At 46.6% G+C, this 12404-nt stretch carries 9 protein-coding genes and 2 pseudogenes; 6 read left to right on the forward strand and 5 right to left on the reverse strand.

Annotated features, from left to right (window positions below; genetic code table 11):
* Positions 1-35: 35 nt before the first annotated feature.
* Positions 36-878 carry a DMT family transporter gene (locus AB6F11_RS18025; protein WP_240698629.1) on the forward strand — a complete coding sequence of 281 codons (843 nt, stop codon included), beginning with the start codon at positions 36-38 and terminating at the stop codon, positions 876-878.
* On the opposite strand, the gene AB6F11_RS18030 is transcribed toward AB6F11_RS18025, so the two are convergent.
* A complete protein-coding gene (locus tag AB6F11_RS18030; protein ID WP_104216436.1) occupies positions 875-1777 on the reverse strand; it encodes a LysR family transcriptional regulator in 903 nt (300 codons plus the stop codon). The genes AB6F11_RS18025 and AB6F11_RS18030 overlap by 4 nt on opposite strands.
* A 188-nt stretch (positions 1778-1965) precedes the next feature.
* Here AB6F11_RS18030 and AB6F11_RS18035 point away from each other — a divergent pair, with 188 nt between their 5' ends.
* Positions 1966-4038, forward strand: a complete 2073-nt coding sequence (locus tag AB6F11_RS18035) for an alkyl/aryl-sulfatase (RefSeq protein ID WP_104216437.1) — start codon at positions 1966-1968, stop codon at positions 4036-4038.
* Between the two features lie 127 nt (positions 4039-4165).
* On the opposite strand, the gene AB6F11_RS18040 is transcribed toward AB6F11_RS18035, so the two are convergent.
* Together AB6F11_RS18040 and AB6F11_RS18045 are read right to left on the reverse strand one after the other, a co-directional pair.
* A complete protein-coding gene (locus tag AB6F11_RS18040) occupies positions 4166-5080 on the reverse strand; it encodes a LysR family transcriptional regulator (RefSeq protein ID WP_104216438.1) in 915 nt (304 codons plus the stop codon).
* A gap of 9 nt (positions 5081-5089) precedes the next feature.
* The gene (locus AB6F11_RS18045) at positions 5090-6463 is read right to left on the reverse strand and encodes an MATE family efflux transporter (RefSeq protein ID WP_104216439.1); all 1374 of its coding nucleotides are present in this window, start codon (positions 6461-6463) and stop codon (positions 5090-5092) included.
* A 327-nt stretch (positions 6464-6790) separates the two neighbouring features.
* On the opposite strand from AB6F11_RS18045, the gene AB6F11_RS18050 reads away from it, so the two are divergent.
* The 3 genes from AB6F11_RS18050 (at position 6791) to AB6F11_RS18060 (ending at position 9752) form a co-directional block, all read left to right on the forward strand.
* Positions 6791-7636, forward strand: coding sequence for an enoyl-CoA hydratase/isomerase family protein (locus AB6F11_RS18050; protein WP_004732302.1), 846 nt, complete (start codon positions 6791-6793; stop codon positions 7634-7636).
* A 210-nt stretch (positions 7637-7846) separates the two neighbouring features.
* Positions 7847-8668 (forward strand): SDR family NAD(P)-dependent oxidoreductase, encoded by an 822-nt coding sequence (locus tag AB6F11_RS18055; RefSeq protein ID WP_102393086.1) that lies wholly within the window; start codon positions 7847-7849, stop codon positions 8666-8668.
* A 208-nt stretch (positions 8669-8876) separates the two neighbouring features.
* Positions 8877-9752, forward strand: coding sequence for a radical SAM protein (locus tag AB6F11_RS18060; protein ID WP_017087617.1), 876 nt, complete (start codon positions 8877-8879; stop codon positions 9750-9752).
* Positions 9753-9842: 90 nt separating this feature from the next.
* On the opposite strand, the gene AB6F11_RS18065 is transcribed toward AB6F11_RS18060, so the two are convergent.
* Both AB6F11_RS18065 and AB6F11_RS18070 read right to left on the reverse strand, forming a co-directional pair.
* The gene (locus AB6F11_RS18065) at positions 9843-10460 is read right to left on the reverse strand and encodes a bifunctional 4-hydroxy-2-oxoglutarate aldolase/2-dehydro-3-deoxy-phosphogluconate aldolase (RefSeq protein WP_102398561.1); all 618 of its coding nucleotides are present in this window, start codon (positions 10458-10460) and stop codon (positions 9843-9845) included.
* A gap of 31 nt (positions 10461-10491) precedes the next feature.
* Positions 10492-10758, reverse strand: a pseudogene (locus AB6F11_RS18070) (family 1 glycosylhydrolase); the annotation flags it as partial.
* On the opposite strand from AB6F11_RS18070, the pseudogene edd reads away from it, so the two are divergent.
* Positions 10741-12330, forward strand: a pseudogene (gene edd / locus AB6F11_RS18075) (phosphogluconate dehydratase); the annotation flags it as partial. The pseudogenes AB6F11_RS18070 and edd overlap by 18 nt on opposite strands.
* Between the last annotated feature and the right edge of the window lie 74 nt (positions 12331-12404).

A 12404-nucleotide genomic window follows, 5' to 3' on the forward strand; every position in this document is an offset into this window, starting at 1 on the left:
TGCTAGCTGCCATATGGGGAGGCTCGTTCCTTTTCATGAGAATTGCAGCGAATCCTTTAGGCCCTGCGGTCCTAATTGAAGCGCGAGTTTTGTGTGCGGCAATCACCCTACTTTTGGTTTCTTTTTATCTAAAGAGAAAGCTCTCATTTAATGCTCATTCGAAACACTTTTTCATTCTCGGTTTGTTTAACACCGCACTTCCTTTTTTGTGTTTCGCTTATGCGGCTCAAACACTGAATGCTTCAACCCTCGCGATTCTGAACTCCACAGCACCGATATGGGCGGCAATCATTGGAGCCATATGGACCAAAACTGCACTCGAGGCGAAAGTTCTATTGGGACTTGGGATTGGGGTAACAGGAGTTGGCGTGTTAGTCGGTTGGGATGCGTTCAATATTGGCCAAGAAGCAATTCTTCCAATCTTTGCAGCCGTGATGGCCGCATTTAGCTACGGTATCGCGTCTAACTACACCAAAACAGCACCTAAAGTTGAAGCCTTCAACAATGCCCACGGCAGCATGTGGGCAGCGGTGTTAATCGTATTGCCATTTGTATTTTTCATGCCAATGCGAGAAGCCCCCGATCTCACTATCACCACATCGGTCATCTTATTGGGTGCAGTATGTACCGGGTTAGCGTACCTACTTTATTTCAACCTCATCAATGAACTTGGTGCGCCTTCGGCTCTATCTGTCACCTTCTTGATTCCTGTTTTTGGCATCTTATGGGGCAACCTTTTCTTAGATGAAGCGATTGGTATCAACACAGTGGTTGGTTCAATTCTTGTTATCACTGGTACTATGTTAGTAACCGGAATGACGCCGTCTAAGATGATAGAGGGCGCCAAACAGAAACGAGCAGCAAGAGCGGCTCGTTAGTCGGCCATGTATTGTTGAATCCTGTTTCTCAACCACTGATGAGCAGGATTCAAATCGGTTCTCTTATGCCAAATCATATACTGCTTCATGGGCAAGACCTCGAAAGGCTGGGCGAGCACTTGCAGTTGGAATCGCTCCGCAAACTGATTAGCAAAATCACGAGACGTGCTACCAACACAGTCTGAACCAGAGACCAACACACACATCGTCATCAATGAATCACATTCGGAACTGACTTTTCGTTGCTGTATCGGGCTTTTTGTAAAGTAATCTGCGGTATAGAGGCGAGAGCGACGCATTCTGAAGGTGATGTGTTTCTCATGATAGTACTGCTCTTCCGTTACCGAACCATCAATCCTTGGGTGCCCTTTCTTGGCGATCAATACGAGCTCATCTTCGATCACTTGCTGGTTCATATAACCATTCACTTGTGGGTAGTGAATATCGATCGCCAGATCAGCTTGCTGCATGCTTAAACTCTGAAGAAGCTCTTCTTCGTTGTTCGGCACCATATTGAACTCGATAGAGATACTCCCCAACGTTTCATCTTGCTCGACAAGGGGTTGAAGCTTGGTTAAACCGATCTCATTCACCAGAATTCGAAACACATGATGCTGCTGATTATCGAACTGCTTTAAGGTACTAACTGCACTGGTTATGCCTTCAAGGGCAGGTTCCACTCGGTTTGCCAGTTGCACCGCAGCGTTGGTCGGAATAATCCCACGCCCTTCACGAATAAACAGGTCGGTATCAAGCTGAGATTGCAATCGCTTCAATGCCCCGCTAACCCCAGGCTGAGTCATACCAAGCGATTCTGATGCAAGCGTGATCGACTTTAATCGATACACTTCTAAGAACACGCTCAATAGATTTAAATCCAACTTTTCCACGTCGCTCACCGTTACTCTCCCTGTCAATGTGGTCTTAATCAATCATAGGTCAGGATTCGCCTTCGTTCCCCAACCATTGCATGACTCAATACATAGCCAATCGTGATGTATTAAATAAAGCTTACTTTATTTTTTGCTATATGTCTTATTCCTATAATCGCCTCAACGAAACAAAATTCTGAAATGAAGAGGCTCTTATGACGACTTCACGCACGTTCAAAAATGCATCACTGTTCCTAGCTATCTCGCTCGCATTCCCTGCAGTTGCAGCTAACCATGATCACGCACACTTCAGCGAAATTGGCGACCAAGGTGGCAAAAGCGCAACCGAGATGACGACCAAAGCAAACCAAGAGTTCGCTAAAACACTTAACTTTGCCGACACTCGCGCTTTCGACAATAACAACAAGGGTCTGATTGCTAGCTTTGATCAAGAGACGGGCGACATCATTCGTAATAGCTTTAACTTCATCGACCCAAGTGTAACGAATGCGGATCAAGCACCTGATTCGGTCAACCCTTCGCTTTGGCGCCAAGCAGTATTGAACCAAGCGGCAGAAGGTTTATATGAAGTTGTTCCGGGTAAAGTTTACCAAGTTCGAGGGGCAGATTTAGCGTCTATCTCTTTCATTCGTAGTGACAACGGTTGGATCGCTTATGACGTACTTCTTACCAAAGAAGCGGCTGCTAAATCACTAAAATTCTTCAAGAACAATGTGCCTGATGGCGGCGAACTGCCCGTCGTTGCAATGATTTACTCTCACTCGCACGCTGATCACTTTGGTGGCGCAAGAGCAATCAAAGACGCGTACCCAGATGTAAAAGTGTACGGTTCGAAAAACATTACTAAAGAAATCGTCGACGAAAACGTATTGGCGGGTAATGCAATGTCTCGTCGTACCGCTTATCAATATGGCGCAACCCTGAACCGTCACGAACACGGTATTGTTGATGCGGCACTGTCGAAAGGCCTATCAACCGGTAGCATTACTTACGTACTGCCAGACTACGAGCTGAACCATAACGAAGAGATTGAAACTCTGGTTATCGACGGCCTAGAAATGCAATTCATGGATGCTTCAGGTACCGAAGCGGCCTCTGAAATGGTGACGTATATTCCGAGCATGAAAGCACTTTGGACTGGCGAACTGACCTACCAAGGCATGCATAACCTGTACACGCTGCGTGGCGCTAAAGTACGTGACGGCTTGAAATGGTCGAAGAAGATCAACGAAATGTTAGTCACTTGGGGTGAAGATACTGAGGTGCTGTTTGCGTCTCACTCATCGCCAATCTGGGGCGAACAAGAGATCTCTGATTACCTAAAAATGCAGCGTGACGCTTACGGTTTTACTCATAACCAAACGCTTCGCTTAGCCAACAATGGGGTGGTTCTCCAAGACATCGGGGACGAGATTTACAAGGTAATGCCAGACAGCATTCAACAGTCTTGGCACACCAACGGTTACCACGGTACTTACTCTCACAACGCCCGCGCTGTGTACAACATGTATCTTGGTTACTTCGACATGAACCCAGCTAACCTAAACCCATTACCAATCAAGCCAGAGTCAGTGAAGTTTGTTGAGTACATGGGCGGCAGCGACGCTGTGATTGAAAAAGCGCAGCAAGACTTCCAAGAAGGCGAATACCGCTTCGTTGCAACAGCACTGAATAAGGTGATTCAAGCAGAACCAGAGAACAAAGTTGCGCGTGGCTTATTGGCAGATACTTATGAGCAATTGGGTTATCAATCAGAAGGTGCAGGTTGGAGAAACATCTACCTAACCGGCGCTCAAGAGCTTCGCATTGGAACACAACCAGGCGCACCAAAAACTGCATCTCCGGATGTGTTGGCGAACATGACGATTGAAAACCTACTCGATTACTTAGCCGTAAAAGTGGATTCGCTAAAAGCACAAGAAACACCATTTACGTTGAATATTCAGTTGCCTGATGTGAAAGAGTTCTACTACGTTGAGATGTCTAACGGTAACCTGAACAACATTCAAGTGAACGAGTTACAAGACGCTGATACGACACTGATCATCAATAAGTCTGACGTGTCTGACATCGTGCTTAAGAAAACAAGCCTTGGAAAACTGTTAGAAGACGGACAAGCAGGAGTGAAAGGTGACAAAACATCGCTTAACAAACTGCTGTCTTCACTGACAGAAGCTGACACCTCTTTTGAGATTGTGCCACGTCCAAACAAAGGCGAAGAAGTTGATGCCGAGCTATACCAAGATTCAGCGGTACACGCTCATTAAACGCCGGATACACTAAATAAAAACAACAGCAGTTAGCTAGAAAAACGTTCTATAAAGAACATAAAAACAAGCCCCTACCTTTTGGTCGGGGCTTTCTTATTTGTTCTCAATGAGTGTCTCTTAGACGCTACTCAGCTTGACCGTTTACTTCGCAATCCCAATAAGAAGGTGAACCATAATATTGCACAAAGTAGTCGATAAATACGCGTACCTTAGGTGCAAGTAACTGAGCACTCGGGTATACCGCCCAGATAGCCGCCTCATCCTTTAAAGGGTAATCCGGTAACACCTCAACCAGCGAACCTTCCGCGAGCTGCTTATAAGCAATCCAAGTCGCACACATGGCAATGCCCAAGCCATCGACACACAGATCCCTTACCGCTTCACCGTGATCGACGCGGATAGCACCTTTCTTCTTGATGGTGACATCGCCTTCTGGTGTATCGAACGTCCAACCTTCTAAGCCGGTTTGATTGATACATTGATGTTGCTTGAGGTCTTCTGGTGTTTTCGGATAGTCATGAACTGCCAAATATTCTGGCGACGCACACAGAATACGCTTATCAGTAGAGAGCTTACGAGCGATCAGGCTTGAGTTTTGTAGCTCCGCATTACGAATCGCTACATCAAAGCCACCATCGACCAGATCGACGATTGAGTCACTGAGTGAAATGTCCACCGACAGATCTGGATACTTAGCCAAAAACCCTTTTAGCGCTGGCATAACATGCATCCGACCAAACGAAGAAGGTGCAGATATTCGCAACACCCCTTTGGGTAATTCATTACCGGTTCCGACAGAGGCTACCCCCGCTTCGACACTCAAAAGGATTTGCTTGGCGTGAGGAAGAAATGCCATGCCTTCTTCGGTCAGGGAAACCTTTCTCGTGGTGCGATGCACAAGACGTGCACCTAGGCTCTCTTCGAGCTTTCCGATATGAATACTGGCTACCGGAGGTGACAACCCAAGCTCTTGTCCTGCTTGACTTATATTGTGCGTAGACGCGAGTCGCACAAACAATTTTAGATGTTCAATGTTCATCAATAATGGCTAGCCTGCGCTGAGTACACGCTGCTTATTGGCCGCAGCGGCACGAGGGATAATGTGAGTTTTAATATAGGCATTAAGCTTAAACCATGCAAAAGCACCCGCTAAAACATTGGCGACTGTCGCAGCAATAACCGCATTGATCATGTCTCCAGTTATCGAGCCGAGCCATAAAGCGGGAATGTAGAAAACAAACAAACGTAAGAAAGAGACATTCAAAGCTTTACGAGGCACACCCAAGGCATTAAAAGCCGACGCAACCAACATGCAAAGCCCAAGCGGGCCATAGCTGAACGGTATAAATAACAAGGTCACTTCAAACCAGCTGCGTATGCTTTGTTCTTCCGAGATAACAGGAATAATCCAGCCACTAAACAGCGCCAATAATGCGGCCATCACGGTGTGCAAAACCAGTAAGAACTTCGCTGTTGTATTCAATAGCTCTGGGATTTTGCATCGCTGCTGTGCCCCTAGGTAACGACCAATCATAGGCGGGATAGACATGGTCAGAGCAAGAGAAAATACCAACATAAAACTTTCAACACGGGCGAGTAGGCTCCAAAAAGCCATCTCATCGGTTCCGATTCTCGCAATCAAAAGCATTGAGAAGAACGCGCTGACCGCAGGTAATATCTGATTCGCAGTGGTTGGCATTACCGTCTTGAATAACTCAAAACTGTAGCCTTTGATTTGGTTACTGCACGCGCCATTAAAGCCAAACCAACCTTTGCCGCGAGACTTAATTAACATGTAGATTGCGCCGAATGCGTAGCCAATGCTCGATGCGATCGCCGCCCCTGCGATGCCCATATCCAATCCAAAGATCAGAATAGGGTCGAGAATTAGGTTAATCACGCTAGCAGCCAAGAACATGCTGCCGGTTGTTTTAGTATCCCCATTAGCACGATAAACGCAGGTGGCCAAATAAAGCACCGCCACCATCAATGCACTGAACAGCCACAGCGGCCAGTACACATTAAAAATAGACAGCATGGATTGATATTGAGCGTCAGAGACATCATTCACAAACGACGCAAATACAGAATCGCTAAAAACAATCAGCCCGATGCAGATCAAAGCAATCACCAAGACTCCAAATCCGACCGACAGCGTGGCAATTGAGGTGGATTTACGTTGCTCTTTTGATCCTACCGCTTGAGAAATAATGGACGTTGCCGCCACACCGATGCCCACTTGAACCCCGGTAAACGCCGCTTGAAATGGCAAGGTGATACCGTGAACCGCCAACTCATTCACCCCTAGCTGACCAATAAAGATCGAATCGACCAATTGCACCATCATGATCGCAAACACACCCAGCGTCAGTGGCAGCGTTTTCTCAATAATGGTTTTCAAAGTCGCGGATCTCATCTGCATAAGTCGGTTCACTCTTGTCTGTACCTTGGGGCTAATTACCTAGTTGAGCAGTATACGAAGCTAAATGAAAAGGATAAGAGCGCCAGACAAGGAATGAGTTTTTAGATTTCGTTGACAATCGAATTAGCAAGATACCTTCAACGTTAAAATATCCATCTAAGACACTGAATAAATTGAAATTACAAAACCCGCCAAAACTCTTAATAATTCGTTAATAGTGTTTCGTTTAATGGTTAATTGTTGGTTCGAACATTCCTCGCTAGCCTGAATTTAGGTCGCATTCACACTGAATAGGCTGAAATGAAATCTCTCAGAAGGAATATGGAAATGGCATATCAAGGTTATACAACGTTTAAAGCTCAAGCCGAGGATGGAATTCTTACCGTCACTTTTGACTTCGGTACTGTGAATGTTCAAGGGCAAGAGATGCTTGCCGACCTCAATGGTTTAGCAATGAGACTAGAGCGCGATCGTGACATCAAGGTCGTGGTATTTCAGTCAGCAAACCCTGAAGTTTGGGTCTGCCACTACGACACTAATCTATTAAAAGACATGTCGACAGAAGCCGTTTCTCGTGAAGAAGCGAAGTTACTCGACCTGCAAGTGGTGCTAGAAAGAATCAGCAAACTGCCACAAGCCACCATTGCCAAGCTTGAAGGGTTCGCTCGAGGTGGAGGCCACGAATTTGCACTGGCGTGTGACATGCGATTCGCGGCTCGCGGTAAATACAAATTCATGCAAATGGAAGTGGGTATGGGCATCCTTCCTTGTGGTGGCGGCGCATCACGTATGGCACGCCAAGTCGGCTTAGGTCGCGCACTCGAAATCGTCCTAAGTGCACGTGACTTTGATGCTGACGAAGCCGAAGCATACGGCACCATCAACAAGGCACTAGAGCCGGATGAAATTGGCGAATATGTTGATACTCTAGCCAAACGAATCTCAAAATTCCCTGCCGAATCGATCAATGCATGTAAGCAAGCGGTGTACGAGTCTATCGACAAACCGATCGACGAAGCACTCAAAGCGGAAGCTTATTGGTTGTATCAAGCTACGAGCAAAACCCCTGCGGTTAAGCGCTTCCAAATTGCCGATGAGCAAGGCCTAGAGCACGATATGGAAAACCAACGTAACTGGGAAACTCTGGTTATGAACGTTCAAGACATCAAATAACTCGGTCACTTCTCTTAATTTGGGTCAGTCACAAACTGACCCATTGTCTTACTTAATCGTTAAACGCCAACGGTTAACCACCAAGTGTTAAAATGGTCATTATTTGCCCCATAGACTCACATTTGAGTCTTCAGCTTGTGAGCCAAATGCAACTATGTGTCATTAATCTTTGTTATAACGTTGTTCAAACTATTTTTTGAAGGACGGAATATGCAAAAAATAATTCTGATCACAGGTGCCACGGATGGCATTGGTTTAGAGACCGCAAAAGCACTAACGCAGCAAGGGCACCATGTTCTGATTCATGGCCGCAACCCAGTTAAGGTCAATAAAGTCGTGACCGCTTTGTCTCGCCTGTCTAAGAATGCAATCATCGAAAGCTACATCGCAGACCTATCGACGCTCTCTGAAGTTGAGGCGCTCGTAACCCAAATCAAAAGCGATCACAAACGACTCGATATACTCATTAACAACGCAGGTGTGTATAAGGTGTCGGACATCACCACTCCAGACAATCTTGATGTACGTTTTGTCGTAAACACCATTGCGCCGTATCTCCTGACACAAAAGCTGCTTCCTCTTTTTGATGCGACAGGTCGTATCGTCAATCTATCTTCAGCAGCCCAAGCACCCGTCGATTTAGAGGCATTAATCAGCCCGAGTGCGGGTGAACTTGATGGTCCGGTTTACGCGCAAAGTAAGCTGGCGCTAACGATGTGGTCCATCGAATTAGCCAATACTCTTTTAGACAAAGGCACCGCAATTATCCCTGTAAACCCAGCCTCTTTCCTTGGCAGTAAATTAGTAAAAGATGCTTATGGCGTTGATGGAAACGACCTAGCGATTGGAGCCGATATTCTTTGTCGTGCTGCGCTCAGTGATGAGTTTGCCAACGCTTCTGGTAAATATTTTGATAATGATTCTGGGTTGTTCAAAGACCCGCACGCCGACGCATTAGACAACACTAAGAACCACAAGCTGGTGACAGTGCTTAATCAATTACTCGAAGAAAAGCTGTGCGTTACGCACTGATCATTAATTAGTAAAAAACGACCACTAACACTCCCCCCACACACGATCCAAGCCGCAGTTCTATCCATACAGAAAAAGAACTGCGCGCTCTTTCGATTATTAAAATTTCTTTAATACTGATTCCCCGCTTTGCCCAATTATCACCCAAGATGCAGATTGCTAAACTTGCCCTCGTCGAAACAACACAGGCTACGGCCGAGGAGCATTTATGCGTTTTGAAGGTAAAGTTTATCGTCCTTGGATGGAAGCAGAGAGCGTACTCATCCAGACAACATTGGGGTGCAGTAACAACCAATGTACCTTCTGCACGATGTTTGATGATAAGCGTTTCAAAGTAAGAGATATCAAAGACATCTTTGAAGATATTGATGCGGCGAGAAAAATCTACCCGCATGTAGAGTCTATCTTTTTAGTCGATGGTAACGTAATGGCAATCCGAACCGAGATGCTGATTTCGATTCTGGATTACATCAAAATCACCTTTCCAGAGATCAAGAACATTTCTCTGTATTCAGGGTTCAATGACTTTCGCCGTAAGAGCTTGTCTGAATTAAAAGAGATTAAGTCGGCAGGTTTAAGCATGGCCTATTCCGGCTTGGAGTCCGGTGACCCAATTGTGCTTGAACGCATTCAAAAGCGCATGACGCGTGAGCATGCAATTGAAGGTATGAACTTAGCCCGTGAAGCAGACATCAAGGTGCTGGCTTCTTTCATCTTTGGCCTTGGCGGCAAAGAACGTTCTGTAGAGCATGCGATTAATACCACCAGCTTGCTGAACATCATGCAGCCAGATGCAATTGCACCGATGGCTTTAGCCGTTCAACCGGGGTCGGTGTTGGAAAAAGAAGTAAACCGTGGCGAGTTTGTTTTACCAACGCCATTGCAGATTCTGGAAGAAGAAAAATACTTGCTCGAAAACCTAGAAGATTTCGATTGCTACTACTGGGGCGACCACGGCAATAACATCTCACCAATGCGTGGCATGTTGCCTCAGGCTCGTAAGCCGTTTCTTGACAAGATAAATCAAGACATCGCGCATAACCCAATCACTAAGCAAAACGTCATTAAAACCTTTGCTTGGTAACGAGTAACCTCTACATCGTTTGAAGCAGCCACAAAAAGGGCCAGTATCAGCTGGCCCTTTCATTTTCTACTTATGTCGCTCTCTATCGAACTACCTGGAGCCGACCGCTCGGACTAATTCTGCGATTCCATCCCAATCACCCTTGTCCATTTTGTCTGTCGGTACCATCCAAGTTCCACCGCAGGCAACAACTGATTTCAGTGCTAAGTAAGACTCAACATTCGCTGGGCTTACTCCGCCTGTCGGCATAAAGTTAACCGGATAAACAGCCGTCAACGCTTTCAACATAGCAACACCGCCAGATGGCTCTGCTGGGAAGAACTTTAGTGTCTTAAGCCCCATTTCCATTGCTTGTTCAACCAAGCTTGGGTTATTCACTCCAGGAACGATCGTAACCCCTCTTTGCTGACAGTATTTGACTGTGGTTGGATTCAAACCTGGGCTAACAATGAAATCAACACCCGCATCAATGGCAGTATCCACCTGATCTGTAGTCAGCACAGTACCTGCGCCAATCAGTAACTCAGGGTAGGCTTCACGCATCAAACGAATCGACTCTGCTGCCGCTTCTGTACGAAATGTCACTTCAGCACAAGGCAAACCATTTTCAACCAGCACTTTCGCCAGTGGTACAGCCTGAGCAACGTCATTAATGGCGATCACCGGAACGATGCGAATATCTCTGAGTCGCTGTTCAATTGTTTTCATTGTTCATTTCTCCCATTATCAAACAGACAAATTAAGCCAAATCGCTGCCGTTGCTTGCGATCACTTTTTTGTACCAGTGGAATGACTTTTTAGGAATACGATTTAACGTACCATTGCCTAGGTTGTCTCTGTCCACGTAGATAAACCCATAGCGCTTGCTCATCTCTCCGGTCGACGCCGCAACAAGATCGATACAACCCCAAGGTGTGTAACCCATCAATGGTACACCGTCTTCCATTGCTTCATGCATCGCAACAATGTGCTGACGAAGGTAATCAATGCGGTAATCAGCTCTTACAACGATATGTTAAGCGCTCACCAGCCGTATCAACACTATCCAGATCAGATCAAAAAGGCGTTAGCTAAGTTCGGCCACACCTCTCAAGTAGCGGGCTGTGTTCCCGCGATGTGCGATGGGGTAACTCAAGGGCAACCAGGCATGGATATGTCTTTGTTTTCAAGGGACTTGATTGCTCAATCGACGGCTCTTTCACTGAGTCACAACGTGTTTGATTCAACCCTATTGCTTGGCATTTGCGACAAGATAGCTCCAGGACAACTGATGGGCGCGCTCTCTTTTGCGCATCTACCAACTGCCTTTGTTCCGGCAGGCTTGATGGCAACGGGCATCAGCAATGATGAGAAAGTACACATTCGCCAAGAGTACGCGGCTGGCAAGGTAGGAAAAAGTGCCTTGCTGGACATGGAGTGCAACGCTTATCACTCAGCGGGCACCTGCACTTTTTACGGCACAGCCAATACCAATCAGCTGGTATTTGAAGCGATGGGGCTGACGCTTCCGGGCTCAGCGTTTGCTCACCCTGACTCTGAATTGCGCGCATCACTCACTCAGCATGCCGCCATTGAAATTGCTTCAATGACACCACAAGCCGCAAACTTCCGCCCACTTTCTGAAGTCTTTACCGCTAAAAGCTTAATCAATGGCATTGTTGCCCTACTCGCATCAGGTGGCAGTACCAACCACAGCATTCACATGGTCGCGGTAGCACGCGCAGCAGGATTTATTCTGACTTGGCAAGACATCAGCGATCTATCCGATGTAGTGCCTTTACTTGCTCGAGTTTATCCCAACGGCCCAGCAGATATGAATGCGTTCCAAGCGGCAGGAGGAGTTCCCGCGCTGTTACGCCGTTTAGATCAAGCAAACTTACTGCACCGAGATGTCAAACCTACCTTTGGCTCGTTTGAAGATCAAATGAGTATTCCAGAACTTGAAAATGGAAAGCTAACGTGGAAAAAGTGCAAACAGTCGGCAGATGCAGAGGTAATTGCAGGCCAAGAACAGGTATTCCAAAGCACAGGCGGAACGCGAGTCCTTTCAGGGAATCTTGGCAATGCGGTGATTAAGGTGTCAGCGGTTGCAGAAGAGCAACGCGTTATCGAAGCACCCGCGGCAGTTTTTGATTGCCAACATAAGGTGGAAGCCGCGTATCAACGAGGTGAACTCAACAAAGATTGCATTGTTGTGGTGATAAATAATGGACCAGCTGCGAACGGTATGCCTGAACTGCATAAGCTTATGCCGATTCTAGGTAATGTTCAGAAACAAGGGTTTAAAGTGGCTCTGGTTACTGATGGTCGCCTCTCTGGAGCCTCAGGAAAGATTCCATCCGCAATTCATGTCTCACCAGAGGCTATTCGAGGCGGAACTATTGGGCTTGTTTGCGAAGGCGATATCCTGCGCTTAGATTGCGCGAGTGGCGAACTCAATAACCTCAACGACATGCAATCTCGCCAAGCGAAGGTATTTGAGGCAGACGCCAACCAGCAAACCATGGGGCGCAACCTATTTAGCGTGATGCGCCAAAGCGTTTCGAGTGCAGAACAAGGGGCGAGTTTTATCGTCTAGCTGTGTCATTACTTAAATGTAATCGAGTAGGAGGAGGCCTCACGGCCTCCGTCCTCTCACACCACCGTACAAGC

The sequence above is a fragment of the Vibrio sp. 10N.247.311.14 genome (assembly GCF_041467715.1).
Classification (GTDB): domain Bacteria; phylum Pseudomonadota; class Gammaproteobacteria; order Enterobacterales; family Vibrionaceae; genus Vibrio; species Vibrio crassostreae_C.